The sequence below is a fragment of the Pseudonocardia broussonetiae genome, assembly GCF_013155125.1.
GTDB lineage: Bacteria > Actinomycetota > Actinomycetes > Mycobacteriales > Pseudonocardiaceae > Pseudonocardia > Pseudonocardia broussonetiae.
Map to the genome: position 1 here is coordinate 3,818,977 of NZ_CP053564.1, position 26,916 is coordinate 3,845,892.

At 74.6% G+C, this 26,916-nt stretch carries 24 protein-coding genes; 13 read left to right on the forward strand and 11 right to left on the reverse strand.

Annotated elements, in window-relative coordinates:
- Nucleotides 1–61 precede the first annotated feature (61 nt).
- The 3 genes from sucB to HOP40_RS18835 all read right to left on the reverse strand — a co-directional run bounded on the left by sucB (nucleotide 62) and on the right by HOP40_RS18835 (nucleotide 5,033).
- Nucleotides 62–1,936, reverse strand: coding sequence for a 2-oxoglutarate dehydrogenase, E2 component, dihydrolipoamide succinyltransferase (gene sucB, locus HOP40_RS18825; protein ID WP_172160382.1), 1,875 nt, complete (start codon nucleotides 1,934–1,936; stop codon nucleotides 62–64).
- A gap of 41 nt (nucleotides 1,937–1,977) precedes the next feature.
- The gene (lpdA, locus tag HOP40_RS18830; protein ID WP_172160384.1) at nucleotides 1,978–3,360 is read right to left on the reverse strand and encodes a dihydrolipoyl dehydrogenase; all 1,383 of its coding nucleotides are present in this window, start codon (nucleotides 3,358–3,360) and stop codon (nucleotides 1,978–1,980) included.
- Between the two features lie 167 nt (nucleotides 3,361–3,527).
- Complete coding sequence (locus tag HOP40_RS18835; RefSeq protein WP_172160386.1) at nucleotides 3,528–5,033, reverse strand: leucyl aminopeptidase; 1,506 nt, start codon at nucleotides 5,031–5,033, stop codon at nucleotides 3,528–3,530.
- 81 nt (nucleotides 5,034–5,114) lie between these two features.
- Between HOP40_RS18835 and HOP40_RS18840 the strand changes: the two genes are divergently transcribed.
- Genes HOP40_RS18840 through HOP40_RS18850 form a run of 3 tightly spaced genes read left to right on the forward strand, consistent with a single transcriptional unit; the run spans nucleotide 5,115 to nucleotide 8,582 of the window.
- Nucleotides 5,115–6,377, forward strand: a complete 1,263-nt coding sequence (locus HOP40_RS18840; RefSeq protein ID WP_240157142.1) for an APC family permease — start codon at nucleotides 5,115–5,117, stop codon at nucleotides 6,375–6,377.
- A gap of 10 nt (nucleotides 6,378–6,387) precedes the next feature.
- Nucleotides 6,388–7,464: a glycine cleavage system aminomethyltransferase GcvT gene (gene gcvT, locus HOP40_RS18845; protein WP_172160388.1), complete on the forward strand. Its 1,077-nt coding sequence runs from the start codon at nucleotides 6,388–6,390 to the stop codon at nucleotides 7,462–7,464.
- Nucleotides 7,465–7,484: 20 nt separating this feature from the next.
- Nucleotides 7,485–8,582 carry a branched-chain amino acid aminotransferase gene (locus HOP40_RS18850; RefSeq protein WP_172160390.1) on the forward strand — a complete coding sequence of 366 codons (1,098 nt, stop codon included), beginning with the start codon at nucleotides 7,485–7,487 and terminating at the stop codon, nucleotides 8,580–8,582.
- A gap of 66 nt (nucleotides 8,583–8,648) precedes the next feature.
- Here HOP40_RS18850 and HOP40_RS18855 read toward each other — a convergent pair whose 3' ends face one another.
- The 3 genes from HOP40_RS18855 to HOP40_RS18865 all read right to left on the reverse strand — a co-directional run bounded on the left by HOP40_RS18855 (nucleotide 8,649) and on the right by HOP40_RS18865 (nucleotide 11,855).
- Nucleotides 8,649–9,377 (reverse strand): adenosylcobinamide-GDP ribazoletransferase, encoded by a 729-nt coding sequence (locus HOP40_RS18855; protein ID WP_172160392.1) that lies wholly within the window; start codon nucleotides 9,375–9,377, stop codon nucleotides 8,649–8,651.
- Entirely contained in the window at nucleotides 9,374–10,387 is a 1,014-nt protein-coding gene (locus HOP40_RS18860; RefSeq protein ID WP_172160394.1) for a nicotinate-nucleotide--dimethylbenzimidazole phosphoribosyltransferase, read from the reverse strand. The genes HOP40_RS18855 and HOP40_RS18860 overlap by 4 nt, the downstream gene beginning before the upstream one ends.
- Nucleotides 10,388–11,333: 946 nt before the next feature.
- On the reverse strand, nucleotides 11,334–11,855 hold the full coding sequence (locus HOP40_RS18865; protein ID WP_338053019.1) for a bifunctional adenosylcobinamide kinase/adenosylcobinamide-phosphate guanylyltransferase: 522 nt from the start codon (nucleotides 11,853–11,855) through the stop codon (nucleotides 11,334–11,336).
- A gap of 17 nt (nucleotides 11,856–11,872) precedes the next feature.
- Here HOP40_RS18865 and HOP40_RS18870 point away from each other — a divergent pair, with 17 nt between their 5' ends.
- Complete coding sequence (locus HOP40_RS18870) at nucleotides 11,873–12,070, forward strand: hypothetical protein (RefSeq protein ID WP_172160398.1); 198 nt, start codon at nucleotides 11,873–11,875, stop codon at nucleotides 12,068–12,070.
- 16 nt (nucleotides 12,071–12,086) lie between these two features.
- Here HOP40_RS18870 and HOP40_RS18875 read toward each other — a convergent pair whose 3' ends face one another.
- Nucleotides 12,087–12,716, reverse strand: coding sequence for a DUF3043 domain-containing protein (locus tag HOP40_RS18875; RefSeq protein WP_172160400.1), 630 nt, complete (start codon nucleotides 12,714–12,716; stop codon nucleotides 12,087–12,089).
- A 33-nt stretch (nucleotides 12,717–12,749) separates the two neighbouring features.
- Here HOP40_RS18875 and HOP40_RS18880 point away from each other — a divergent pair, with 33 nt between their 5' ends.
- The 4 genes from HOP40_RS18880 (at nucleotide 12,750) to zwf (ending at nucleotide 16,931) form a co-directional block, all read left to right on the forward strand.
- A complete protein-coding gene (locus HOP40_RS18880) occupies nucleotides 12,750–13,844 on the forward strand; it encodes a glycerate kinase family protein (protein ID WP_172160402.1) in 1,095 nt (364 codons plus the stop codon).
- 102 nt (nucleotides 13,845–13,946) lie between these two features.
- Complete coding sequence (locus tag HOP40_RS18885; RefSeq protein ID WP_172160404.1) at nucleotides 13,947–14,309, forward strand: HesB/IscA family protein; 363 nt, start codon at nucleotides 13,947–13,949, stop codon at nucleotides 14,307–14,309.
- Nucleotides 14,310–14,437: 128 nt separating this feature from the next.
- On the forward strand, nucleotides 14,438–15,364 hold the full coding sequence (locus HOP40_RS18890) for a carbohydrate kinase family protein (RefSeq protein WP_172168568.1): 927 nt from the start codon (nucleotides 14,438–14,440) through the stop codon (nucleotides 15,362–15,364).
- Nucleotides 15,365–15,410: 46 nt separating this feature from the next.
- Nucleotides 15,411–16,931, forward strand: a complete 1,521-nt coding sequence (zwf, locus tag HOP40_RS18895) for a glucose-6-phosphate dehydrogenase (protein WP_172160406.1) — start codon at nucleotides 15,411–15,413, stop codon at nucleotides 16,929–16,931.
- Here the strand turns inward: zwf and HOP40_RS18900 are convergent.
- Nucleotides 16,928–18,328 (reverse strand): carboxylesterase/lipase family protein, encoded by a 1,401-nt coding sequence (locus HOP40_RS18900; RefSeq protein ID WP_172160408.1) that lies wholly within the window; start codon nucleotides 18,326–18,328, stop codon nucleotides 16,928–16,930. The two genes, zwf and HOP40_RS18900, sit on opposite strands and share 4 nt — an antisense overlap.
- A 52-nt stretch (nucleotides 18,329–18,380) precedes the next feature.
- Nucleotides 18,381–20,300, reverse strand: a complete 1,920-nt coding sequence (gene asnB, locus HOP40_RS18905) for an asparagine synthase (glutamine-hydrolyzing) (protein ID WP_172160410.1) — start codon at nucleotides 20,298–20,300, stop codon at nucleotides 18,381–18,383.
- 161 nt (nucleotides 20,301–20,461) lie between these two features.
- Between asnB and ctaC the strand changes: the two genes are divergently transcribed.
- The 5 genes from ctaC (at nucleotide 20,462) to HOP40_RS18930 (ending at nucleotide 24,463) form a co-directional block, all read left to right on the forward strand.
- Nucleotides 20,462–21,418, forward strand: a complete 957-nt coding sequence (gene ctaC, locus HOP40_RS18910) for an aa3-type cytochrome oxidase subunit II (protein WP_240157143.1) — start codon at nucleotides 20,462–20,464, stop codon at nucleotides 21,416–21,418.
- A 9-nt stretch (nucleotides 21,419–21,427) separates the two neighbouring features.
- The gene (locus HOP40_RS18915) at nucleotides 21,428–21,826 is read left to right on the forward strand and encodes a cytochrome c oxidase subunit 4 (protein ID WP_172160414.1); all 399 of its coding nucleotides are present in this window, start codon (nucleotides 21,428–21,430) and stop codon (nucleotides 21,824–21,826) included.
- A gap of 236 nt (nucleotides 21,827–22,062) precedes the next feature.
- Nucleotides 22,063–22,581, forward strand: a complete 519-nt coding sequence (locus HOP40_RS18920) for a cysteine hydrolase family protein (protein ID WP_240157144.1) — start codon at nucleotides 22,063–22,065, stop codon at nucleotides 22,579–22,581.
- A complete protein-coding gene (locus HOP40_RS18925; RefSeq protein ID WP_240157145.1) occupies nucleotides 22,578–23,534 on the forward strand; it encodes an ADP-ribosylglycohydrolase family protein in 957 nt (318 codons plus the stop codon). Before HOP40_RS18920 ends, HOP40_RS18925 begins: the two co-directional genes overlap by 4 nt.
- Nucleotides 23,535–23,539: 5 nt before the next feature.
- On the forward strand, nucleotides 23,540–24,463 hold the full coding sequence (locus HOP40_RS18930; protein ID WP_338053020.1) for a PfkB family carbohydrate kinase: 924 nt from the start codon (nucleotides 23,540–23,542) through the stop codon (nucleotides 24,461–24,463).
- Here HOP40_RS18930 and HOP40_RS18935 read toward each other — a convergent pair.
- Together HOP40_RS18935 and HOP40_RS18940 are read right to left on the reverse strand one after the other, a co-directional pair.
- Nucleotides 24,460–25,617: an acyl-CoA dehydrogenase family protein gene (locus HOP40_RS18935; protein WP_172160426.1), complete on the reverse strand. Its 1,158-nt coding sequence runs from the start codon at nucleotides 25,615–25,617 to the stop codon at nucleotides 24,460–24,462. The two genes, HOP40_RS18930 and HOP40_RS18935, sit on opposite strands and share 4 nt — an antisense overlap.
- Nucleotides 25,618–25,739: 122 nt before the next feature.
- The gene (locus HOP40_RS18940; protein WP_172160428.1) at nucleotides 25,740–26,909 is read right to left on the reverse strand and encodes a CaiB/BaiF CoA transferase family protein; all 1,170 of its coding nucleotides are present in this window, start codon (nucleotides 26,907–26,909) and stop codon (nucleotides 25,740–25,742) included.
- Between the last annotated feature and the right edge of the window lie 7 nt (nucleotides 26,910–26,916).

The following is a 26,916-nucleotide window of genomic DNA, read 5'->3' on the forward strand; positions in this document are numbered from 1 at the left end:
ACGCCGGAGGGCGCGCGACCCGGGGTGTCCCGTCGTCGCGCGCCCTCCGTGTGATCGGCCGTCAGAGACCCAGGTCGGCCTCGAACGCCCCCTCCTCGAGCCGCGCCTTGATCGCGGAGACGAAGCGGCCGGCGTCGGCGCCGTCGACCAGGCGGTGGTCGTAGGTCATCGGCAGGTAGCAGACCGACCGGACCGCGATGACGTCGTCGCCGTCGGTGCCGGTGATCACCATCGGCTGCTTCGTGATCACGCCCGTGCCGAGGATGGCGACCTGCGGCTGGTTGATGATCGGTGTGTCGAAGAGCGCACCGGCGCTGCCGATGTTGGTGATGGTGAACGTGCCGCCCGAGAGCTCGTCCGGGCCGATCTTGTTGTCGCGCGTGCGGGCCGCCACGTCGGCGATCTTGCGCGCGAGACCGGCGAGGTTGAGGTCCTCGGCGTTCTTGATGACCGGCACGAGCAGGCCGCGCGGGGTGTCGACCGCGATGGCCAGGTGCACGCCGCCGTGGTAGGTCACCTCCTTGCCGTCCTCGCTGATCGACGCGTTGACCTGGGGGAACGCCTTCAGCGCCTCCACGGTGGCCTTCGCGAAGAACGGCAGGTAGGTGAGCTTGACGCCCTCGCGGCGCTCGAACTCGGCCTTCGCCTTCGCCCGCAGCTTCGCGATGCGGGTGACGTCGACCTGCTGCACCGTCGTGAGCTGCGCCGACACCGCCAGCGACTCGCTCATCCGCTTCGCGATGACCTGGCGCAGGCGCGGCAGCTTCACCGTGGTGCCCGGCTCCGGCGCGTTCGCCGCGGCCTTGGGGATCGTGGTCGGGGCGCTGGGCGCGCCGCCCGAGCCGGAGGACGCAGCGGCGGCGGGGGCCGGGGCGGCGGGCTCCGGCTCCGGTGCGGCCGCCTCGGCGGCGGCCAGGACGTCCTGCTTGCGGATGCGCCCGCCGACGCCCGAGCCGGTGATCGTCGAGAGGTCGACGTCGTGCTCGGCGGCCAGCTTGCGGACCAGCGGCGTCACGTACGGCGCACCGGTGGGGGCGTCGCCGCTGCCGTTGGTGCTGGCGCTGCCGGAGTCGGGCCGCGAGGGCAGCTCGGAGGCGACCTCCTCACGCTCGGCCTTCTCCTCGACCTGCGCCGGGCCGCCGTCGGTGCCCGACTTCGGGGCCTCGGCCTTCGGGGCCTCGGCCGGCTCCGGCTGCTCGGGCTGCTCCTGCTCGGGCTGCTCCTGCTTGGGCTGCTCCTGCTTGGGCTGCTCCTGCTCGGGCTCCGGCTCGGGCGCCGACTCCTCGGCCGGCGCCGCCGACGCGTCGCCGATGAGGGCGAGCTGCCCGCCGACCTCGACGGTCTCGTCCTCGGCCGCGGTGATCTCCAGCAGCGTGCCGGCGATCGGGGAGGGGATCTCGGTGTCGACCTTGTCGGTGGAGACCTCGAGCAGCGGCTCGTCGACCGCGACCTCGTCGCCGACCTCCTTGAGCCACCGCGTGACGGTGCCCTCGGTGACGCTCTCGCCCAGCTCCGGCATCGTGATCGCCGTGCCGCCGCCCGAGCCGCTCGGCTTGGTCGAGGCCTGCGGCTTCTCCGCCGGCTCCTCGGCCTGGTTCGGCGGCGAGGCGGGCTCGTCCTCGGCCGGCTCCTCCTCCGCGGGCGCCTCGACGGCCGACTCGGCCGGGGTGTCGCCGCCGTCGTCGGACGCGGGCTCGTCGCCGTCGCCGATCACGGCCAGCTCACCGCCGACCTCGACGGTCTCGTCCTCGCCGGCGACGATGCGCTGCAGCACGCCCGCGGCGGGGGACGGGATCTCGGTGTCGACCTTGTCGGTGGAGACCTCGAGCAACGGCTCGTCGACCTCGACCCGGTCACCCTCCTGCTTGAGCCAGCGGGTGACGGTGCCCTCGGTGACGCTCTCACCGAGCGCGGGCATCTGGACGGAGAACGCCATGGCTCTCGGGGCTCCTTCTTCTACGCGGTTCGGGGGAGCGGTCAGGAGTGGCTGTGCAGGGGCTTGCCGGCGAGCGCGAGGAACGCCTCGCCGAAGGCCTCGTTCTGGGTGGGGTGCGCGTGGACCAGCGCAGCGACGTCCTCGGCCTGGGCGTCCCAGTTGTAGACCAGCTGGGCCTCGCCGATGAGCTCGCCGACGCGGGCGCCGACCATGTGGATGCCGACGACCGGGCCCTCGGTGCCCTTGCCGCCCGCCTTCACCAGCTTGATGGCGCCCTGGGTCTGCAGGATCTGCGACTTGCCGTTGCCGGCGAGGTCGTAGACCAGCGTCTCGACCTCCCCGTACTTCTCCTTGGCCTGCGCCTCGGTGAGGCCGACCGACGCCACCTCGGGCTCGCAGTAGGTGACGCGCGGGATGCCGGCCTCGTCGAGCACCGGCGGGTTGAGGCCCGCGATGTCCTCGGCGAGGAAGATCCCCTGGGCGAAGCCGCGGTGCGCGAGCTGCAGGCCGGGGACGATGTCGCCCAGCGCGTAGACGTTCTCCAGGTTGGTGCGCAGCCGCTCGTCGGTGAGGACGAAGCCGCGCTCCATCGTCACGCCCGCCTCCTCGTAGCCGGCGTTGGCGGTGTTCGGGCCGCGGCCGATCGCGACGAGCAGCAGGTCGGCCTCGATCTCCTCGCCCGACTCGAGCGACACCGTGACGGCCTCGTCGGTCTGCTTGGCGCCGGTGAACTTCACACCGGTCTTGAAGGTGATCTTGCGCTTGCGGTACGCGCGCTCCAGGGCCTTGGACGCGAACTCGTCCTCGTTGGGCACCAGGTGGGGCAGCGCCTCGACGATGGTGACGTCGGCGCCGAAGCTCTTGAAGACGCTGGCGAACTCGACGCCGATGACGCCGCCGCCGAGCACCACGACCCGCTTGGGGGCCTCGTCGAGGTGGATCGCCTCGTAGGAGGTGAGGATGCGGCCGCCGATGTCGAGACCGGGGAGCGACTTGGCGTAGCTGCCGGTGGCCAGCACGACCTTCTTGCCGACGTACCGGTCGTCGCCCACGACGACCGCGTTCGGGCCCTCGAAGCGGCCCGTGCCGTCGACGAGGGTGATCTTGCGGGACTTCACGAGCCCCTGCAGTCCCTTGTAGAGCTTGGCGATCACGCCGTCCTTGTAGGAGTTGACGCCCGCCATGTCGATGCCGTCGAAGGTGCTGCGCACGCCGATGCGCTCGCCCTCGCGGGCGGAGTCGGCGACCTCGGCCGCGTGCAGCAGGGCCTTGGTGGGGATGCAGCCGTAGTGCAGGCAGGTCCCGCCGAGCTTGTCCTTCTCGATCAGCACCACCGACATCCCCAGCTCCGCAGCGCGCAGCGCGCAGGCGTAACCGCCCGACCCGCCGCCGAGGATCACCAGGTCCGCGTTGTGCTCGGGCACGAAACACTCCCTATCGAAGTCAGGTATCGCGGCATGTCACGCCGCCTGCTTCCCATCTTGTCATCCGGGGCGCACCCGTGTGGGGCCTGGTCCGATCGGGCGGGGAGAGAAGCGGCACCCCCGCGCGTCGGGGGTGCCGGGCAGGGCGGCGGACTCGCCGGGTGGCGTCAGCCGTTCTCGGCGATGTCGCTGAGCAGCGCGAACAGGGTGCGGACCGGCACGCCGGTGCCGCCCTTGGCCGTGTAGCCGTACGGGCCGCCGGAGTGGAAGCTCGGGCCGGCGATGTCGATGTGCGCCCACGGCAGGCCCTCGGGCACGAACTCCGAGAGGAACACCCCGGCCACGAGCATGCCGCCCCAGCGGGTGCCGGAGACGTTGGCGAGATCGGCGACGCGGGAGTCGAGGTCGGCGCGCAGGTGCTCGGGCAGCGGCATGGCCCAGCCGCCCTCGCCGGTGGCCTGCGCGTGCCCGGCGACGCGGTCGCGCAGCTCCTCGCTGCCCATGACGCCCGCGGTGCGCATCCCGAGCGCCACCTGCTGCGCGCCGGTCAGCGTGGAGGTCTCGACGAGGTAGTCCGGCCCGTCCTCGGCGGCGCGCGCGATCGCGTCGGCCAGGATCAGCCGGCCCTCGGCGTCGGTGTTGAGCACCTCGACGGTCGTGCCGCCGTACATCCGCAGCACGTCGCCCGGCCGGTACGCGGTGTCGGACGGCATGTTCTCGGCCATCGGCACGGTCGCCGTGACCGCGACAGGCAGCCCGAGCTGCGCGGCCAGCACCGTCGTCGCGATGACGGCGGCGGCCCCGCCCATGTCGGAGGTCATCTGGTCCATGTTCGCGGCCGGCTTGATCGAGATGCCGCCGGTGTCGAACGTGATGCCCTTGCCGACGAGCGCGACCGTCGCGCGCGGCGACTCCCCGCCCGACCAGCGCAGGCGCACCAGGCGCGGCTTGCGCGAGGAGCCCTGGCCGACGCCGAGCACGCCGCCGTAGCCGCCCTCGGCGAGCGCGGTCTCGTCGAGCACCTCGACCTCGACGCCCGCCGCCTCGGCCAGCGCCACGGCCCGGTCGGCGAACGAGGCGGGGTAGAGGTCGTTGGGCGGGGTGTTGACGAGGTCGCGCGCCGTGGTGACGGCCGTGGCCACCGCGGTGGCGACGCGCAGCGCGTCGTCGGCCCCGTCGGCGTCGGAGAGGAGGTAGACCCGCCCGACCGGGGGCTTCCCGCCGCCGTTGCTGCGGTACTCGGTGAAGGAGTACGCGCCGAGCAGGGTGCCCTCGGCGGCCGCGGCGAGGTCGAGGCGGCCCAGCGTCGACAGGGCGTGACCGGTGCCGGCCAGCGCGCGGGCGGCCGCCCCGGAGGCGCGGCGGACGGCGTCGGCGTCGGGCTCGGCGCCGTCGTCGAGCGGGCCCAGGCCGACGGCCACGAGCAGCGGCGCGGTGATCGTGCCGCGGGTCGGGACGCGCACGACCTCCTCGGCCTTGCCGGACGCGCCGGCCACCGCGAGCAGCTCCGCGAGCCCGCCGTCGAAGGCCGAGTCGATCTCCGCGGCGCCGGGGGCGAGGACCGGGGTCCCGTCGCCGGCCAGCACGCCGATCACGACGGCGTCGACGGTGGCGGAGGCGGGGTCGCCGCTGCCGAGCTGCAGTTCCGTGGGCACGGGGTTCCTCTCGATCATGGGCCGGGTGAGACCTCTTCGAGATGCTAATGACACCGCCGCGGTCGTCCGGTCGGCAGGGGCGGATGACATCGTGTCGCGGTGCCCGGAAGTGTGCAGAGACGGCTGGGGACCGCCGACGCGGTGGTCCTCGGCCTCGCGGCGATGCTCGGCACGGGGGTCTTCGCCGTCTGGGGGCCCGCGGCGGCCGCGGCGGGACCGTGGCTGCTGGTGGCCGTCGGCCTCGCCGCGGTGGTCGCCGCCTGCAACGCCGGGTCCACCTCCGACCTCGCCGTCGCGCACCCCGAGAGCGGCGGCGGGTACGTCTACGGGCGGGAGCGCCTGGCGCCCGGTGCCGGGCGGCTGGCGGGGGTGGCGTTCCTCGCGGGGAAGACGTCCTCGGCCGCCGCGGCGGCGGGGGTGTTCGGCAGCTACGTGCTGCCGTCGCAGCCGGTGGTGGCCGCGGTCGTCGTCATCCTGGTCGTCACGGGGCTGAACACCGCCGGCGTGCGGTGGACGGCCACCAGCGCGTACGCCCTGGTCGGCGGCACGCTGGCGGTGCTCGCGCTGGTCGTCGTCAGCGGGCTGCTCGGCGCGGGCGACGACACCGCGGTCGTGGCCGCGGTGCCCACCGAGGAGATGCCCGAACCGGTGGCGGGCGGGCCGCTGGGGGCGTTCACCGCGGCCGGGCTGCTGTTCTTCGCCTTCGCCGGGTACGCCCGCATCGCGACGCTGGGGGAGGAGGTCCGCGACCCCTCGCGCACGCTGCGCCGCGCCATCGAGGTCGCGCTGGCGATCGCGCTGGTGACCTACCTGCTGGTCGGGATCTCGCTGATCGTCGGCCTGGGCATCGACCGGCTCGCCACCGAGACCACGCCGCTGGTGACGCTCGTCGACACCGGCCCCTCGCCCTCGCTGGGCGTGCTCGTGCGCGTCGGCGCGGCCGTGGCGGCGGGGTCGGCGCTCCTGTCGGTGCTGGTCGGGGTCAGCCGCACGGGCCTGGCGATGGCCCGGCGCGACGAGCTGCCCGCCGCGCTGGCCGTGATCGGGCGCCGCGGCACCCCGTGGCGGGCCGACCTCGCGGGCGGCGCCGTCGCCGCCGTCATCGCCGTGCTCGCCGGTCCGGCCGCGGCCATCGCGCTGTCGGCGTGCTCGGTCCTCGTCTACTACGCGGTGATCAACCTCGCCGCGCTGCGCCTGCGCCCCGACGAGCGGCGCTGGCCGATGTGGACGTCCTGGACCGGCTTCGTACTGTGCCTGGCCCTCGCCGCGCTGCTGCCCGTGCTGCAGGTCCTGATGACGGTCGTGGTGCTGGCCATCGGCTGGATGCTCGTCACGGTGCTGGGCGGCGAGCGCTCCCGGTAGCGTCGCGGGAGTGGACGACCTCCTCACCAGCCCGCTGCACGACCGCCACCTCGCCCTCGGCGCCACCCTCGGCGCGTTCGGCGGGTGGTCGATGCCGCTGTCCTACGCCGACGGCACCGTCGCCGAGCACACCGCGGTGCGCGAGGCCGTCGGGGTCTTCGACGTCTGCCACCTCGGCAAGCTCGCGATCACCGGCCCGGGCGCGGCCGAGCTGGTGAACCGCACGTTCAGCGCCGACCTGGGGAGGATCGGGCCGGGGCAGGCGCAGTACACGCTGTGCTGCACCGAGGACGGCGGGGTCGTCGACGACGTCATCGTCTACCTGGTCGGGCCCGAGGAGGTGCTGGCCGTGCCGAACGCGGCCAACGCCGCCGCCGTGGCGGAGATCCTGCGCGCCGACGCGCCGGCCGGCGTCACCGTCACCGACCGGCACCGCGACCTCGCCGTGCTCGCGGTGCAGGGTCCCGGCGTGGACGCGGTGCTGCCCGCCGTGCTGCCCGACGTGCCGGCGCTCGACTACATGGCCTTCACCGACGTCGACGACGTGCGCGTCTGCCGCACCGGCTACACCGGCGAGCGCGGCTACGAGCTCCTCGTGCCGGCCGACGGCGCGGGCGCGGTGTGGGACTCGCTCGTCGCCGCGGGCGCCCGGCCGTGCGGGCTCGGCGCGCGCGACACGCTGCGCACCGAGATGGGCTACCCGCTGCACGGGCAGGACCTGTCCGTCGACATCTCCCCGGTGCAGGCGGGCAGCGGCTGGGCCGTCGGCTGGGACAAGGCGGCGTTCCGCGGCCGGGACGCGCTCGTGGCGGAGAAGGCGGCCGGGCCGGCGCGGCGGCTGCGCGGCCTGCGCGCCACCGGGCGCGGTGTGCCCCGCGCGGGGATGGACGTCCTGCGCGACGGGGAGCGCGTCGGCGTCACCACGTCGGGCACGTTCTCGCCCACGCTGAAGTGCGGGATCGCGCTCGCGCTGATCGACACCGCGTCGGGCGTCGGGCTCGACGACACCGTGGCCGTCGACGTCCGCGGCCGGGCGCTCGAGTGCACCGTCGTCAAGCCGCCGTTCGTCGCGTCACACGTGCGCTGAGTCTTGCTACCGTCTCGGCCATGACCGAGTTCTCCCGCACCCCCCACCCGTCACCGGTGCCGGAGGAGCGGCGCGCCGCCATCGTCGCCGACCCCGGTTTCGGGCGGCACTTCACCGACCACATGGTGACGATCCCGTGGACCGCCGAGAAGGGCTGGCACACGCCGTCGGTCGTGCCCTACGGGCCGCTGCTCCTCGACCCGGCGTCGATGGTGCTGCACTACGGGCAGGAGATCTTCGAGGGGCTCAAGGCCTACCAGCAGCCCGACGGCTCGGTGGCCTCGTTCCGGCCCGAGGCCAACGCGGCGCGCTTCCGGGCGTCGGCGTCGCGGCTGGCGATGGCGGAGCTACCCGACGAGCTGTTCCTCGCCTCGCTCAGCGAGCTGCTGTCGGCCGACCGGGCCTGGGTGCCGCCCGCGGGCGGCGAGGAGTCGGTGTACCTGCGGCCGTTCATGCTGGCCACGGAGGTCGGGCTCGGCGTCCGGCCGTCGGCGGAGTACCTCTACGTCCTCATCGCCTCGCCCGCGGGCGCGTACTTCCCGGGCGGCGTGCAGCCCGTCAACGTCTGGCTGTGCACCGACTACACGCGCGCGGCCGTGGGCGGCACCGGCATGGCGAAGTGCGGCGGCAACTACGCCGCGTCGCTGCTGCCGCAGGCCCAGGCCACCGAGCACGGGTGCGCGCAGGTCGCCTACCTCGACGCCGCCGAGCACCGGTGGGTCGAGGAGATGGGCGGGATGAACCTGTTCTACGTGTTCGGCACCGGCGAGTCGGTCGAGGTCGTCACGCCCGAGCTGAGCGGCTCGATCCTGCCCGGCATCACCCGCGACTCCCTGCTCGTGCTGGCCAAGGAGCTGGGCTGCGAGGTCACCGAGCGCAGGATCTCCGCCGAGGAGTGGCTCACCGGCTGCGCGAGCGGGGCGATCAGCGAGGTCTTCGCGTGCGGCACGGCGGCGGTGATCACGCCGGTCGGGATGGTCAAGCACAACGACGGCGAGGTCGTGGTCGGCGGGGGCAACCCCGGGCCGGTCACGATGAAGCTGCGCGACCTGCTCACCCGGATCCAGCGCGGCACCGCGCCCGACACCCACAGCTGGATGCGCACGCTGGTGCGCTGACCTGCGCTGCCGCGCCCGTGAGTGGCAACCGTGGCCCCAGCCACGATCGCCACTCACGAGGGCACGTCAGCGCCCGGTCGTGAGCAGGACGAGCGCGACGGTCGTCGCCAGTTCGGTGGCGGCGCCGAGCACGTCGCCGGTCATGCCGCCGAAGCGGCGGGCCGTGTGCCACGACAGCAGGGCCACCAGCCCCGCGCCGAGCACCACCGCCAGCACCCCGCGGACGCCGGCGAGCGCGAACCCGGCCCCGGCCAGCGCCGTCCACCAGAGTGCCGGCACCCACCACGGCTGCGAGCCGGCGACCGTCGCGCCCAGCCCGCCCGGGCGCGCGGCGGGCACGCCCCGCCGGCACACCCAGGCGAACCCGGCGCGACCCGCGGCGGCGGCCAGCGCGACCAGGAGCGGGTCGGGCACCGTCGCCAGCGCGGCGGCCTGCACGCCCAGCACGACGACGAGCGCGACCACGCCGAACGGCCCCGCCCCGCCGTCGCGCATCACGGCGAGCGCGCGCTCGGGCGGGCCGTAGCAGCCGAGGCCGTCGGCGGTGTCGGCCAGGCCGTCGAGGTGCATGCCGCGGGTGGCGAGCGCCAGGAACCCGACGGCGAGCAGGCCCGCGACGAGCGGCACGACGCCGAGGGCCGTCAGCCCGAGCACGATCCCGCCCGCCGCGGCGCCGAGCAGCCCGCCGACCAGCGGCGCCCAGCGGATCGCCGCCGCGGCGGTGCGCGCGTCGGGGGCGCCGGTGCGGACCGGCAGGACCGTCAGCCAGCTCAGCGCGAGGGCCAGGCCCCTCACGCCAGGTCGGTGACGGTGGCGGTCTCGGCCAGCAGCCGGGCCGCCATCTGCAGGAGCGGGAGGACGGTGACGGCGCCCGTGCCGTCGACGGTGCGCATGCCGAGGTCGGCCACGGGCTGGAGCTTGAGGTGCTCCAGGACCAGCGCCATCGCGGGTTCGGGGGAGCCCTGCGCCACCAGCCACCAGTCGCGCGCGCCGGGCGCGAGCTCGTCGGCGACCATCGCCGCCGCGCCCACGACGAGCCCGTCGACGAGCACCGGCGTCCGGCGCACCGCGGCCTGCACCAGGATCCCGGTCAGCGCGGCGAGGTCGGCGCCGCCGGCGGTCCGCAGCAGCACCAGCGGTTCGCGGACGTGCGGGCGGGCGCGGCGCAGGGCGTCGCGGACGGCGGCGGCCTTGCGCATCCAGCCGTGGTCGTCGATCCCGCTGCCGCGGCCGATCACCGCGACCGGCTCCACTCCGGTCAGCGCGCTGACCAGCGCCGACGCGGGCGTCGTGGCCCCCACTCCGAGCGCGGCGGGGATGAGCAGATCCGCCCCGGCGTCGACCTCCTCGTCGACGACCGCCCGTCCCGCCTCCAGCGCCCGCTCGGCCTCCTCGGCGGTGAGGGCGTCCTCGAAGTCGATGCGGCCCGAGCCGCGGCGGACGTGGTGCGGGTCGGTGGACTCGTGGTCGAGGCCGACGTCGACGACCCGGATCGACGCCCCGCTCACCGGCGCCAGCACCGACACGGGCGCGGTGTGCTCGCGCACGGACCGCACCTGCGCGGGCGTCGCGCCCGGGTAGAAGCGCGAGACACCGGCCGCGGCGATGCCGTGGTCGGCCGCGACCACCAGCAACCGGGGCCGCGCGGGCGGGAGCGGCGGGCAGGTGCCCTGCGCGGCGGCGAGCCAGCAGCCGAGCTCGGCGAGCCGGCCCAGCCCGCCCAGCGGCACGGCGAGCTCGGCGTGCCGGGCGACGGCGGCCCGCTGGGCCTCGGCGTCGGGCGGGGTGATCGCGGGGAAGTCCACGACGTCTTCCTAGTGGTCGGGTCGTGGGGGGTGCGGGTGGGGGTGGGTTCGGGCTGCGCGCGGGTGGTTCTGGGGCGGGTCACCGGTGGGGTGAGGGCGCGGCTGGGGGGCGTCGGGAGTGGGGCCGCGGCCGGGGGGCGCCGAGAGTGTGAGGCGAGGGTCGCGGCGGTGGGGCCGTGGTGGTGGGGGCCGTGGTGGTGCGGTCTCGGCGGGCGCCGCGGCCCGGTGATCGTCGGGAGTGTGACGTGCGGGTCGCGGCGGAGGCCGTGGTGGTGCGGTCTCGGCGATCAAGGCCGATTGGTCAGGCCGGGCGACCCGGTGATCGTCGAAAGTGTGACGTCACGGTCGCGGCGAGGGCCGTGGTGGTGCGGTCTCGGCGATCAAGGTGGGGTGGTGGGCGACGCGGCCCGATGGTCGTCGAGCGGAGGATCCGAGGGAGGGGACGCAAGGGTCCGCGGCCAACTGCGCAGCTCCTGGTCTCCCGCGCACGTCCGGACGTTCGCGAGACGCGATCAGGTGCGCAGTCCGGTCCGGCGGTGGACGGCGGTCGGTGGTGCTGCGGGGTGGTGGGGGGAGGTACGGCGGGGATGGTGCGGCGGGTGGGCGGCGGGAGACCAGGAGGTGCGCAGGTCGCGACGGCGTGGTGCCTCTCGACGGTGATCGTCAGGAGTGTGCAGTGAGGGTCGCGGCGGGGGCCGTGGTGGTGCGGTCCCGGCGATCAAGGCCGATCGGTCGGGTGCCGCGCGCGGTGATCGTCAGGAGTGTGACGTGGGGGTCGTGGTGGGGGCGGTGGTGGTGCGGTCTCGGCGATCAACGTGAAGTGGTCGGGCAGCGCGGCCGGTGATCACCGACCGGAGGATCCGGGGAAGGGGCGCGCGGGTGCGGCGGCCAACTGCGCAGTTCGGACCGGTGAACGAGTGCCGTGGTGCGTGGCGGGCCCGAGGGCCTACTTCAGCCGCACCGTCAACCCCGCCACCAGCAGGACGACCTCGTCCGCCACCGCCGCCAGGGCCGCGTTCAGGGCCCCCAACTCGTCGCGGAACACCCGGCCCGACCGGGTGGCCGGCACCACGCCCAGTCCCACCTCGGCCGACACCAGCACCACCCGGCCCGGGGCGGCCGCGACCGCGTCGACCAGCGCCGCGACCCGCTCGGCGACGGCCGGGGGGACGGTGGGGGAGTCCCAGGCGCCGGTGTCGTCGAGGACGCCCGTGAGCCAGGTGGCGAGGTCGTCGACGAGCAGCGGGCCACCGCCGGCCCGCACGAGCGCGGGGACGTCGGGCGCCTCCACCGTCTCCCACGCCGGCGGGCGGCGGGCCCGGTGGGCGTCGAGGCGGGCGTCCCACTCGGCGTCGCCCGGGCGACGGGCGGCGGTGGCGAGGTAGCGGACGGGGGCATCGGCGGGGAGCAGGTGCTCCGCGTACCCGGACTTGCCCGACCGCGTGCCGCCGAGCACCAGCGTGATCACCGGTGCACGATAGGCCCGTGGCATTCCGGTGGAGGTACCTGGACGCGCAGGCGGCGGAGATCGACGGACCCGACGAGGAGTTCGCCGACCAGCAGGAGGCCGAGGACTGGTTCGGCTCGACGTGGGAGGAGCTGCGCGCGTCGGGTGTCGACGCGGTGGTGCTCCTCGACGGCGACGCCGAGGTCTACGGCCCGATGAGCCTGCAGGAGGGCTGATGCTCCCGCAGGAACGCTAGGGGTTCGCGCCCCGCTCCACCCGCGGCTTCGGGATCCGCAGCCGCCGCAGCTGCGACGCGCGGGTGAAGGCGTACCAGCCCGTGCCCAGGCCGCTGATCTTCTCGTCCGGGAACCGGGCGCGTGCCTTCTTCGTGATCGTGGCGCCGAGGAAGATGCCCTCGATGATCATCGTGGTGAGCGCGATGAGGCTGAACAGGCTGAGGTAGGACTGCACCTGCGGGATCGGCACCAGCAGCGAGAGCACCACGATGATGGCCAGTGGCATGAACAGGCCCATGAGGTGCGGCCGGGAGTCGACGACGTCGCGGACGAACGCCTTGACCGGCCCGCGGTCGCGCGGCATGAGGAACTTCTCGTCGCCCGCGGCCATGCGCTCGCGGCGCTCGGCGGCCTCGGCGCGGCGCACGGACTTGTCCGGGCGGTTGGCCCGGGCGAGCTTCGCGGCCTCGCGCTGGGTGCGCGGCGGGGGCGGGGCCGGGCCGCGGCGCTTGGTCTCGGCCTCGCGCCGCTTGGGCGTGGGGCGTCCCTTGCCGCCGACGCGGACCGTCTCCGGCCCGGTCGTGGGCGCGCCGGAGGACGCGTCGTCGGTGGCGTCGTCGGCCGGCTTGGAGCGGAGGAACCTCACAGGTCCAGCCTACGGCCCACTAGTGTCGCCGTCGTGCGGGTGGTCGTGGCTCCGGATTCCTTCGGCGGAACGCTCAGCGCCACGGCCGCGGCCCGGGCGATCGAGGCGGGCTGGCGCACGGCCGCGCCCGCCGACGAGCTGACGCTGCTCCCGCTCGCCGACGGCGGCACCGGCTTCGTCGACGTCCTGCACGCCGCGCGCGGCGGCACCTGGCACGCGCGGACGGTCACCGGTCCGCTCGGCGACCCCGTCGACGCGCGCTGGCTGGAGCTCGACGGCACCGCCTACGTGGAGTCGGCCGCGGCCTGCGGGCTGCACCTGGTGACCGACCGGACGCCCGCCACGGCGCGCCGCGCGAGCACCCGCGGCGTAGGCGAGCTCATCGCGGACGCGCGGGACGCCGGCGTCACGGAGGTCGTCGTCGGGCTGGGCGGCTCGGCCACCACCGACGGCGGCGCGGGCATGCTCGCCGCGCTCGGGGCCGTCGCCCTGGACGCCGCGGGGGAGCCGCTGCCCGACGGTGCGCCCGCCGGGGCGGTCCGGCTCACCGGTGCACCGGACCTGGGCGGGATCGCGCTCGTCGCGGCCGCCGACGTCGACAACCCCCTGCTCGGCCCGCACGGCGCCGCCGCGGTGTTCGGCCCGCAGAAGGGCGCCGACGACGCGGCCGTCGCCGAGCTCGACGCCGTGCTCGCGGCCTTCGCCGACCTCCTCCCGCGCGACGTCCGCGACGAGCCGGGCGCGGGCGCCGCGGGCGGGCTCGGCGCGGCGCTGCTGGCGCTGGGCGCGCGGCGGGTGTCGGGGGCGGGGCTGGTGCGCGAGCTGGTCGGGCTCGACGCGGCGCTCGACGCGGCCGACCTCGCGGTCACCGGCGAGGGCAGCTTCGACTGGCAGTCGCTGCGCGGCAAGCTCGTCACCACCGTCGCCCGGGGCGCCGCCGACCGCGGGATCCCGTGCCTGGTGCTGGCCGGGCAGGTGTCGGTCGGGCGGCGCGAGGCGGGCGCGGCCGGCGTCGACTCCGCCTACTCCGTGGCCGAGGACGCGGGCGGCGTGGCGGCGTCGATGGCCGACCCCGCCGGCACCCTGTCCGCCCTCGCCGCGCGGGTGGCGCGCCAGTGGAGCGGATGAGGAGCCGGTGAAGATCCAGGTGAGGGTCGTCACTGCGAGCATCTCGGCGCAAGGTGGGCCTACACTGGAATGCGCACCGCACCGTTCGTTGTTGGGAGAGCCATGACCGTCGAGAACACCGTCACACCGGCGACCGAGACTCACGCCGTCGAGCTCACCGACGCCGCCGCCCTGAAGGCCCGCACGCTGCTGGAGCAGGAGGGTCGCGACGACATGCACCTCCGCATCGCCGTGCAGCCCGGTGGCTGCGCCGGCCTGCGCTACCAGCTGTTCTTCGACGACCGCTCGCTGGACGGCGACCTGTTCCGCGACTACCACGGCCTCAAGGTCGGGGTCGACCGGATGAGCGCGCCGTACCTCGAGGGCGCCGTCATCGACTTCGTCGACAGCATCGAGAAGCAGGGTTTCACGATCGACAACCCGAACGCCGGCGGCTCCTGCGCCTGCGGCGACTCGTTCAACTGACGCCTGGTCGTACACCGCACCACCCGGGACCCGGTCGCTCCGCGCGACCGGGTCCCGTGCGTCCGGGGCAGGTAGGGTGCCCTCTCGTGCCCATCGCCGTGACCGGATCCATCGCCACCGACCACCTCATGCACTTCCCGGGGCGGTTCGCCGACCAGATGGTCGTCGACCAGCTCGACCGGATGTCGCTGAGCTTCCTGGTCGACGAGCTCGTCATCAAGAAGGGCGGCTCGGCGGGCAACATCGCGTTCGGGCTGGGCGTGCTCGGCCAGTCGCCGCTGCTCGTGGGCGCCGTCGGCGCCGACTTCGCCGAGTACCGCGAGTGGCTGGAGAACCACGGCGTCGACTGCTCCGCGATCCTCGTCTTCGACGACGTGCACACCGCGCGCTTCGTCTGCACCACCGACGACGACATGCGCCAGATCGGCTCGTTCTACACCGGCGCGATGGCCCGCTCCGGGCAGATCCACCTCGACTCGTTCACCGACCGCGTCGACCTCGTCCTCATCGGCGCCAGCGACCCGGGCGCGATGGTGCAGCTCACCGGCGAGTGCCGCGACGCGGGCAAGCCGTTCGCCGCGGACGTCTCGCAGCAGGTCGCGCGCATGGACGGCGACGGCATCCGGCAGCTCGTCGAGGGCGCCCGCTACCTCATGACGAACGACTACGAGTGGGAGCTGCTCCAACAGAAGACCGGCTGGACCGAGGCCCAGGTCGCCGAGCGCATCGACATCCGCATCACCACCCTCGGCGAGCACGGCGTGCAGATCTCCGGCCGCGACGTCGGCGAGCTCAAGGTCGGTGTCGTGCCCGAGACCGGGAAGGTCGACCCCACCGGCGTCGGCGACGCCTTCCGCGCCGGCTTCCTCGCGGCCACCGAGGGCGGGCTGTCGCTGGAGCGGGCCGCTCAGCTCGGCTCGCTGATCGCGGTGCAGGTGCTGGAGAACGACGGCGGCCAGGAGTGGACGTGGGACCGCGCGCACGGCCTCGAGCGCCTGCGCGACGCCTACGGCCCCGACGCCGCGGCCGACATCGAAACGGTGCTCCCCGCGTAAACTGCCGGACGTTCTCCGGGGTGCTGCGGAGTGGCAGGATGCCCGCATGCCGGATGACCGCGTGTCCGCTCACCGCCCCCAGACGATCGCGTACCCCGCCACCGGTTCGCGGCCCTACGGGCCCGGCTCGGAGCTGATCGCGCCGCACGTCGTCGTGCTGTTCGGCGCCACGGGCGACCTGGCGCGGCGCAAGCTGCTGCCGGGCCTCACCCACCTCGCGGCGTCGGCGCTGGCCCCGTCGATCCGCGTGGTCGGCTCGTCGCTGGAGGAGATGAGCGACGAGGACTTCCGCGCGTTCGCCCGCCAGGCCGTCTTCGAGTTCGGCACGCACAAGCCGACGCCCGAGCAGTGGGACGCCTTCGCCGGCAACCTGCGCTACGTCCCGGTGACGGCGGGGCCCGAGGCGCTCGCGCAGGCCGTCGCGGAGGCGGAGGAGCAGCTCGACGAGACCTCGCGGCGGCTGCACTACCTGAGCGTGCCGCCCAAGGCCGCGCTCGACGTCATCACGATGCTCGACCAGGCCAAGCTCGTCGAGCGCTCGCGCGTGGTCATGGAGAAGCCGTTCGGCACCGACCTGGCCAGTGCCGTCGCCCTCAACAACGAGGTGCACGAGACGTTCGTCGAGGACCAGATCTTCCGCATCGACCACTTCCTGGGCAAGGAGGCGGCGCAGAACATCCTCGCGCTGCGCTTCGCCAACGGGCTGTTCGAGCCGATCTGGAACCGCAACTTCATCGACCACGTCCAGATCGACGTGCCCGAGACCCTCGGTCTCGACGAGCGCGCCAACTTCTACGAGTCGACCGGCGCGTACAAGGACATGGTCGTCACGCACCTGTTCCAGGTGATGGCGTTCGTGGCGATGGAGCCGCCGACGGCGCTGGAGCCGCGCCCGATCAGCGAGGAGAAGAACAAGGTCTTCCGCTCGCTGCTGCCGATCCTGCCCAGCCACGTCGTGCGCGGGCAGTTCACCGGCTACCGCGAGCTGCCCGGCGTCGCCCGCGACTCCGACACCGAGACCTTCATCGCCCTGCACGCCCAGCTCGACAACTGGCGCTGGGCCGGCGTGCCGTTCTACCTGCGCACGGGCAAGAAGATGGCCGAGGGGCAGCGGATCATCTCGATCGCGTTCAAGGAGGCGCCGCGGACGATGTTCCCGGCCAACTCCGGCGTGGGCTCCGCGGGCCCGGACCACCTGACGTTCGACCTGGCCGACGAGTCGAAGGTGTCGCTGTCCTACTACGGCAAGCGGCCCGGGCCGGGCATGAAGCTCGACAAGCTCTCCATGCAGTTCTCCTCGCAGGAGGGCGAGCACTCCGGCGACACGCTGGAGGCCTACGAGCGGCTGATCCTCGACGCGATGCGCGGCGACCACACGCTGTTCACCACGGCCGAGGGCATCGAGAGCCTGTGGGAGCGGTCGCAGCCGCTGCTCAACGACCCGCCGCCGGTGCGCCACTACGGCGAGGGCAGCTGGGGGCCGAACGCGATCCACCAGCTGATCACCCCGCACGCGTGGCGGCTGCCGTTCGAGCGGGTGTGGCGGGAGAAGCTGCGCTCGTCCTAGAGCAGGTCCAGCGGGGAGAACACGTGGTCGCGCCAGATGCGGCGCGACTCCTCCTCCGGGTAGGGCACGACGGCCGGCTCGGTGTCGAACAGCTGCACGAGCCCGTCGTCGTCGAAGGCGGGCCAGCCGGGGTCGCCGGTGGTGGCGTAGGCGATCCAGGCCGCGCGCATGCGGGCCGACACCGCCTCGGCGGCCTCGAGGTCGTCGATGAGCGACGCGGGCGCCCCGCTGGTCAGGGTGCCGAACACCAGCGGCACGTCGAGGCCGTGGCAGGCGCCCAGGACGCCGGCCCACGTCAGCTCGTAGACGTGCGTCCGCCCGGTGGCCCGCTCGGCCAGGTGCAGTGAGGGCATGCGGAACAGCCAGTCCGAGAGGACGCGATCGTGGAGCCGGGCGGGCTCGTCGGGCGGGTACGGTCCCGGCGCGAAGACCTCCACGGCGGTCGCGAGCTGCTCCGCGGTGACCTCGACGAACGCGCTGAACAGGCGGTGCTCGTCGCGGGTGTGGCCGACGAGGAGATCGCTCCCGCTCGGCGCCTCCCACGGGCAGACCGGCAGGACGTCGCCGTCGACGACCGGCGCGAACAGCAGGGACCGGTGCACGGCCCGGCCCCACCGCCCGACGTGCCGGTCGAGGTGCGCGGTGACCTCGTCACCCGCGGCGGGCAGCAGGTCGGGGTCGACGTCGGCCAGGTCGGCGGCGGCGGGCCGGAGCCCGAGCTCGCCGGCGCAGGCGGCGGCGATGTCGCGCGCGAGCGCCGGGGTGAAGGTGGTGCCCTGGACGCTCTGGGCGACGGCGCGCCGGAACAGCCCGGCCGCCCGCGGCATCGCGCGGAGCGCGGCGACGGACCCGCCGCCCGCCGACTGCCCGAACACCGTGACCCGCGCGGGATCGCCGCCGAAGCCGCGGACGTTCTCGCGCACCCACTCCAGCGCCGCGACCTGGTCGAGCAGCCCGCGGTTCGCCGGCGCCCCGTCGAGCTGGGCGAACCCCTCGATGCCGACGCGGTAGTTCAGCGTCACCAGCACGACGCCCCCGCGCGCGAGTCGGGCGCCGTCGTACTCGGGCAGGGCGGACGAGCCGATCGTGTAGGCGCCGCCGTGGATCCAGACCAGGACCGGCAGGCCGGCGTCGCGGCCCGGGTCGGGCGTCCAGACGTTGAGCGTGAGCCAGTCCGCGTCGGCCGGCTGGTCCCCGCCGCCGCCCTGCGGGGGCGGCGGCCCGAACGCGAGCGCGTCGCGCACCCCGTCCCAGTGCGGGGGAGGGGCCGGTGCGGCGAAGCGCAGCCCGCCGACCGGCGGGGCGGCGTAGGGGATGCCGCGGAAGACCGTGACGTCCGGGACGCCGGCCGCGGTGGAGCCGCGCACGCGCCCCGCCGTCGTCCGGACCTCGGCCACGGGCGGAGGCTAGCGGGACGGGGCGCGCGAGCCCCTCGAGGTTTCCGGGGGTCTAGAGGCGGACCGGGAAGACCGGCTCCGGGACCACCGGGTGGATCCGGTCCTCCACGAAGATCCCGTGCCACAGCAGGAACACGAGCAGGGTCCAGACGCGGCGGCTGTGGTCGACGGGGCCGGCGCGGTGGGCGTCGAGCAGGCGCTGCACGGCGCCCAGGTCGACGAGGTGGTCGGCCTGGGAGTCGCGGATGATGTCGCGCGCCCAGTCGTACATCTCGTCGCGCAGCCAGTGCCGGATCGGCACCGGGAAGCCGAGCTTGCGGCGGTTGATGACGTGCCCGGGGACGATGCCCTCCATCGCCCGGCGCAGCGCGTACTTCGTGGTGCCGTTGGAGACCTTCTCCGAGCGCGGCAGGTGGCGCGCGATCTCGAAGACCTCGGGGTCGAGGAACGGCACCCGCAGCTCGAGGGAGTTGGCCATCGTCATCTTGTCGGCCTTGACCAGGATGTCGCCGCGCAGCCAGGTGAAGAGGTCGACGTGCTGCATGCGGGCGACCGGGTCCCAGTCGCGGGACGCGGCGTAGTGCGCCTCGGTGACGTCGGTGTGCGAGCGGCGGGGGTCGTAGCGGCGCAGGACGCCGGCGAGCTGGTCGTCGCGGAAGATGCGGGCGTTGCCGTAGTAGCGCTGCTCCAGCGGGATCGCGCCGCGGCGCAGCAGGTCCTTGCCGCGCGTGCCCTCCGGCAGCCGGGTCGAGGCGCGGCCCAGCAGGCGTCGCAGGAACCCGGGGACCTTCTCGAACGGCGCCAGCGAGATCGGCTCGTGGTAGATCGTGTAGCCGCCGAACAGCTCGTCGGCGCCCTCGCCCGACAGCACGACCTTGACGTGGTTGCGCGCCTCCCGCGCGATGAACCACAGCGGCACGAGCGCGGGGTCGGCCACCGGGTCGTCGAGGTACCAGACGATGAGCGGCAGGACGTCCATCATCTCGCCGGGGGAGACAGTGCGGACGACGTGCTTGACGCCGATCGCGGCCGCCGTCTCCGAGGCCACGTCGACCTCGGAGAAGCCCTCGCGCTCGAACCCCGTGGTGAACGTGACGAGGTCGGGGTTGTGCTCCTTGGCGAGCACGGCGATCGCGGTGGAGTCGACGCCGCCGGAGAGGAACGCGCCCACCGTGACGTCGGCGCGCATGTGCTTGGCCACCGAGCCGCGCAGGACGTCGGCGATGCGGTGGTGCAGCGGCGCGCCGGTCGGGCCGTCGGCGGTGAGGACGGGGGTGAAGTAGCGCTCCTGCTCGACCTCCCCGCCGGGACGGACCGTGACGTGGCTGCCGGACTCGACGCGGCGCACGGAGCGGTGCAGCGTGGCGGGCTCGGGGACGTACTGCAGGGTGACGTAGTGCTGCAGCGCGGTGACGTCGATGTCGGCGGCGACGCCCCCGGCGCCGGACAGCCCGAGCACCGGCCCCAGCTCCAGCAGGCTCTTCTTCTCGCTGCCGAACGCGACGCCGGCCGGGCCGCTCGCGACGAACAGCGGCTTGATGCCGAACGGGTCGCGGGCGCCGAACAGCACGCGCTCCTCGCTGTCCCAGATCAGGAACGCGAACATCCCGCGCAGCCGGCGCACGGCGTCGGGGCCCCAGTGGTGGTACGCGGCGACGACGGCCTCGGTGTCGCCGTCGGTGGCGAACTCGGCACCGAACTCGGCGGCCAGCTCGGCCCGCAGCTCGAGGTAGTTGTAGACCTCGCCGTTGAAGACGATCGTGTACCGGCCGCCCGCGTAGTGCAGCGGCTGGTGCGAGTGGTCGATGTCGATGATCGCCAGCCGGTTGAACCCGAAGGCGACGTCGGCGTCGTGCCACGTGCCCGTCTCGTCGGGGCCGCGGTGCCGCGCACAGGTCATGGCCGCGCCGACGGCGTCCACCCTGTCCGGGGCGTCGCGGTCGGCGGTCAGGAGTCCGAGGAGTCCGCACACAGCGAGTCAGTATGCCCAGGGGGCCCGCCGCGGTCCGAGCGACGCACCCGACAGGCGCGGATCGTCCCCGCTCGGCTAGTCTCTACGCGCGGTCGAAGGCGGATCCAGCATCGCCTCGACGGGCAGTCGGCACGAGCGAGAAGCAGGGGAGGCGGCGAGCAGTGGGCCGAGCACAGCACGGGGCGCACCGCGGCCGGGCACGGGCGGTCAAGCTGGCCCTCCTGGCCGCGCTGGTCGTGCCGCTGACCACCGGGTGCACGGTGGAGGACGCTCTCCGTTTCGGGTGGCCGAGCGGGGTCACGCCGCAGGCCGAGGCGATGCGCGAGCTGTGGACCTGGTCCGCGATCGCGGCCCTCGTCGTCGGTGCCGTCACCTGGGGCGCGATGTTCTGGGCGGTGGCGTTCCACCGCAAGAAGAAGGGCGACGACGACTCCCCGCCGCGGCAGACGCAGTACAACCTGCCCGTGGAGATCGCGTTCACCGTGATCCCGACGATCATCGTGGCGGTGCTGTTCGGCTTCACCGTCAACGTGCAGAACTACGTCGACGACGACACGGCCGACCCCGACCTCGCCGTCGACATCCGCGGGTTCCAGTGGAACTGGGAGTTCACCTACCCCGACTCGCAGGGGCCCGACGGGCAGCCGGTAAGCACGCTGGGTGACAGCTCGACGATCCCGCTGCTGGTGCTGCCGACCGAGTCGCGCATCCAGTTCACGCAGGCCTCCAGCGACGTCATCCACAGCTTCTTCGTGCCGGAGTTCCTCTTCAAGCGCGACGTCTTCCCGCTGCCGGAGAAGAACAACCAGGACAACGTCTGGCAGATCGACGGCATCGACCGCCAGGGCAGCTTCGTCGGCCGCTGCGCCGAGCTCTGCGGCACGTACCACTCGCAGATGAACTTCGAGGTCCGCGCGCTGCCGCAGGACCTGTTCGACCGCTGGCTCGACCTGCGCGGCCAGGTGAACCCGGCCACCGGCGAGGGCTACACCGCGGGCGAGGCGCTCGGCGAGCTGGGCTGCGGCGTCGACTGCGCACCCGCCGCCACCACGACCGTTCCGTACAACACCGACCGCGCCGCGCGCACCGCGTCCGGCACCGTCGCCGCCGGGAACTGAGGTCCGGACATGAAGGTCGAATCGCGACTCTTCGAGATCGTCACCGTCGCCGTCTTCATCATGGGCATCGTGTACGCGGTGCTCGCGCAGGAGCCGGTCGGCGTCGCGGGGCTGTTCCTCACCGGCGGCCTCACGCTGATCGTCGGCACCTACTTCCGGTTCGTCTCGCGGCGGCTGGAGGAGCGTCCGGAGGACAACCCGGAGGCCGAGATCTCCGACGGCGCGGGTGACGTCGGCTTCTTCTCGCCCGGCAGCTACTGGCCGATCACGGTCGCGGCCTGCGCCGCGCTCGTCGGCATCTCGCTGGCGTTCTTCTACATCTGGGCCCTGGTCATCGCCGGCGTCATGCTGATCATGGCGGTGGGTGGGCTGGTGTTCGAGTACCACATCCGCCCGGCCGAGCACTAGATCGTTCCTGCCGACGGCCCTGCCCCTCCTGGGGGTGGGGCCGTCGGTGTGTGCGGGGGGTTGGGTCGCGTTCCGCGGAACGCGGTGGGCGGCGCGGGAGCGTCGGCGGCGGGGGCAGCGGAATCTGCGTTCCGCGGAACGCGATCGGGCGGCCACAGGCCGGCGGGCGGCCGCGGGCGGTCGGCGCGCACCCCGTCCGCTCCACGGTCCGGGCGCGGGCTGGTTGACTGTCCGCCGTGCACCTGGCCGTCATCGACATGCAGCGGGTCTTCGCCGACCCGGACAGCCCGTGGGCCACGCCGGGGTTCGCGGCGATCGTGGAACCGGTGTCGGCGCTGGTGGCGGCGTTCGGCGACGACGTGACCTTCACCCGCTTCGTCGCCCCCGCCGCCCCGGCCGGGGCCTGGCGGGCGTACTACGCGCAGTGGCCGTTCGCGCTGGCCTCGCCGGACGCCGAGCTGTACCGGCTCGCGGCGCCGTTCGTCGCCGACTCCACCGTCGACGCCACCACGTTCTCCAAGTGGGGGCCGGAGCTGGCGGCGCGGGTGGGCGGGTCGACCCTCGTGCTGGCCGGGGTGTCCACCGACTGCTGCGTCCTCTCGACGGCCGTCGCCGCGGCCGACGCCGGGGTGCCGGTGCAGGTCGTGGCCGACGCGTGCGCGGGCGTCGACGAGGAGAGCCACCGCGCGGCGCTGCACGTCCTGGGCCTCTACGCGCCGCTGATCGAGGTCGTCGACGCCGCCTCGCTGCGGTGAACCGGGGCGCCGCGGCCCTGTGGGGGCTCGCGGTGGGCGACGCGCTCGGGATGCCGACGCAGTCGCTGCCGCGCGCGCTGATCGTGGAGCGCCACGGCCCGCTGGTCGACGGCTTCCACCCCGGGCCGCCCGACCACCCGCTCGCCGCCGGGCTGCCCGCCGGGACCGTCACCGACGACACCGAGCAGGCGGTGCTGCTCGGGCGGCTCGTCGTCGAGGGGCGCGGGCATGTCGACGCGGCGGATCTCGCCCGGCGGCTCGTCGCGTGGGAGGACGGGATGCGGGCGCGCGGGTCGCTCGACCTGCTCGGTCCGTCCACCCGGCGCGCGCTGGCGGCACTGGCCGAGGGGGTGCCGCCGGAGGAGTCGGGCCGCGAGGGCACCACCAACGGCGCGGCCATGCGCATCGCGCCGGTCGGGCTGGCGGTCGCGTCCGACGATCTCGACGCGCTCGTCGACCGCGTCGTCGAGGCCAGCGCGCTCACCCACGGCACGGGAGTGGCGCTGGCCGGGGCGGCGGCGGTCGCGGCCGCGGTGAGCGCCGGGATCGACGGGGCGGGCTTCGCCGAGGCCGTGCCGGTGGCCGTCGAGGCGGCGGGGCGGGCGGCGGCGCGCGGGCGCTGGGTCGCGGCGGCCGACGTGGGGGAGCGGATCGCGTGGGCCGTCGCGCAGGTGCCCCCGGAGCGGATCGGCACGCTGGTCGGGACGAGCCTCGCGACGCAGGAGTCGGTGCCCGCCGCGTTCGCCGTGCTCGCCGCGGCCGGCGGCGACCCGTGGCTCGCGTGCCGGACCGCCGCGTCGCTGGGCGGCGACACCGACACGATCGCCGCGATGGCCGGCGCCGTCGGCGGGGCGTGCGGGGGCGAGGTGCCGGCGGAGGCGGTGGCACTCGTGCGAAGGATCAACGACCTCGACCTGGACGCGCTGGCCGCCGCTCTGGTGGCGCTGCGGTGAGGGTCGTGCACGTCGGGTCCGTCGTCGTCGACCTCGTGGCGGACGTGCCGGCGCTGCCCCCGCCCGGCGGCGACGTCCTGGCCACCGCGCTGCGGCCGACGCCCGGCGGCGGGTTCAACCTGCTCGCGGCGGTGGCGCGCCAAGGCGTCGAGGCGGTGTACGCGGGGCCGCACGGGACGGGCCCGTTCGGCGACCTCGTCCGCGCCGCGCTGGCCGCCGAGGGCGTGACCGTGGTGGGCGTGCCGCGGGCCGTCGACACCGGGCTGGTCGTCACGCTCGTCGACGCCACCGGCGAGCGGACGTTCGTGACCTCGCCGGAGGCGGCCGTCGGGGTCACCGCCGACGACCTCGCGCGCGTGCTGCCCGCGCCCGGCGACGTCGTCTCGGTCTCGGGCTACGGGCTGCTGCACCCGGCCTCCCGCGACGCGCTGGTGGCGTGGGTGACGGCGCTCCCGCCGGATGTCGTGGTGGCGTGCGATCCCGGTCCGCTGGCCCCGTCGGCAGCGCCCGACGCCCTGGACGCGGTGCTGGCGCGGGCCGACTGGTGCAGCGCGGCGGCGGGGGAGGTGGCCGCCATCCTCGCGAGTCGGGGTCTCGCTGCGACCGTGTCGGGGTCCCCGGCCGAGGCGGCCGCGCACCTGGCGGTGCGGACGGACCGCGGCGTCGTGCTGCGCGCCGGCGCCGCGGGCTGCGTCGTCGTCGCCCCGGGTGCGGAGCCGGTGACCGTCCCCGGCTTCCCGGTCGAGCCCGTCGACACCACCGGCGCCGGCGACACCCACACCGGCGTCTTCCTCGCCGGCCTCCTGCGCGGCGCCGATCCGGTGGCGGCCGCGCGCACGGCCAACGCGGCCGCGGCACTGTCGGTGACGCGCCGCGGCCCGGCGACGTCCCCGACCACCATTGAGGTGACGGGGTTCCTCGGTGACTAGGCCCGCGCGGCCTTCCCCAGCGACTGGCGCGCGATGATCACCTGCTGGATCTGGCTGGTGCCCTCGTAGATCCGGAACAGCCGGGCGTCGCGGTAGAAGCGCTCGACCGCCACGCCGCGGATGTAGCCCGCGCCGCCGTGCACCTGCACCGCCCGGTCGGCGACGCGGCCGACCATCTCCGAGCAGAAGTACTTCGCGGCCGAGGGCCCCTGCACGGTGTCGGTGCCGGCGTCGTAGGCGCGGGCGACGTCGAGGATCAGCGCCCGGCCGGCGTAGTGGTCGGTGACCGAGTCGGCGATCAGGCCCTGGATCAGCTGGAACGACGCGATCGGCTTGCCGCCCTGCTCGCGGGTCTTCGCGAACTCCACCGACTCGTGCACCAGCCGCCCCGCCATGCCGACGCAGAGCGCCGCGATGTGCGCGCGGCCGTGCGCGAGGCACTTCGCCGCGATCTGGAACCCGACGTCGAGCCCGTCCTCACCACCGACGAGCGCCTCGGCCGGGACGCGGACGTCGTCGAGGTAGACGTCGGAGGTCCACGTGCCCATCTGGCCCATCTTGTGGTCGCGCGCGCCGAACGTCATGCCGGGTGTGCCGGCGGGCACGAGGAACGTCGAGATGCCGCGGTTGCCGACGGCGTCGGGGTTGGTGCGCGCGAACACCATGACGACGTCGGCGACGAGCGCGTTGGTGATGTAGCGCTTGGAGCCGTTGAGGACCCAGTCGGAGCCGTCGCGGCGGGCGGTGGTGGCGAGCGTCGACGGGTCGGAGCCCGCGTCGGCCTCGGTGAGCCCGAACGACGCCGTGACCTCGCCCGACGCCAGCCGCGGCAGCCACGACGCCTTCTGCTCCTCGGAGCCGCCCTTGATCAGCACCTGCCCGGCGATGCCGTTGTTGGTGCCGAACAGAGAGCGCAGCGCGGGCGTCGTCCAGCCCAGCTCGAACGCGAGCTGGGCCTCCTCGTGCATCGTCAGGCCGAGGCCGCCGTAGGACTCGGGGATGGCGAAGCCGTACAGGCCCATGTCCTTGCAGGCCGCGATGACGGACGCGGGGATCTCGTCGTTCGCGTCGATCTGCTCCTCGATCGGCACGACCTCCGCGCGGACGAAGGTGCGCACGGCGGAGAGCACGTCGGTCAGGTCGGCAGCGTCCACGTCCAGCTCCTCGATCGGGGTACGGTCCGCACGCTACCCGGCGGTAGGGAGCGCAGCGAGAGCGCGACTCGTGCGCAGTGAGAGCCCGACTCGCTCGCAGCGAGAGCCCGACTCGCGGGTCTTCAGACGACGCCCTCGGCCCGCAGCACCGCGATCTCCGCGTCGGCGACGCCGAGCTCGCGCAGCACCGCGTCGGTGTGCGCGCCCAGCGCGGGGACCGGGTCGAGGCGCTCGCCCAGCGGCGGCAGGAGCGCCGGGACCGGCCCGCCCGGCGTCTCGACCTCGCCCCAGCGCCCGCGGGCGGCCAGGTGCGGGTGCTCCAGGACGTCGGAGGTGGTGTTGTAGCGGGAGTTGCCGATGGCCGCGGCGTCGGCGGCGGCCTGGATCGCGGCGAGGTCGGTGCGGGCGCACCACTCGCCGACGAGCGCGTCGAGCGCGTCCCGGTGCTCCACGCGGCCGGCGGCGGTGGCGTAGCGGGGGTCGTCGGCGAGGTCGGGGCGGGCGAGCAGGTCGCGGGCCAGGCGCCGCCACTCGGCGTCGTTGGTCGTGCCGAGGACGACGGTGTGGCCGTCGGCCGTGGCGTAGGCGCCGTACGGGACGACCGCGGGCGAGCCCATCCCGCGCGGCTGCTGCTCGACGCCGCTGTGGCGCGTGAACGTCAGCGCGTACCCCATCAGCTCCGCCATGACGTCGAACATGGCGACGTGCGTGGAGCCGCCGGGCCCGCCGCCCGCCTGCCTCCGGAACAGGCCCGCGAGCACGGCGATCGCGGCGTAGAGGCCGCTGGAGGTGTCGGCGAACGGTGGCCCGGCCTTCGCGGGCGCGCCCTCCGTGCCGGTGATCGAGCAGGCGCCCGACTCGGCCTGCACCAGCAGGTCGTAGGCGCGCTTGTCCGACAGCGGCCCGCCTGGCCCGTACCCCGAGATCTCGACGGCGACGAGGTGCGGGTGGCGCTGGGCGAGCTGGTCGGGGCCGACGCCGAGGCGGTCGGCGGCGCCGGGGGCGAGGTTGGAGACGAGCGCGTCGGCGCGGTCGAGCAGGCGGTGCAGCAGGTCGAGCCCGCGCGGGTCCTTGAGGTCGAGCGTGACCGACTCCTTCCCCCGGTTGACCCAGACGAAGTGCGCCGCCGAGCCGCGGACGACGTCGTCGTAGTGGCGGGCGAAGTCGCCGCCGCGGGGGTTCTCGACCTTGATCACGCGGGCCCCGAGGTCGCCGAGCGTGCGGCTGGCCAGCGGGGCCGACACCGCCTGCTCCAGCGCGACGACGGTGATCCCGGCCAGGGGTGCGCTCACGGGGCGG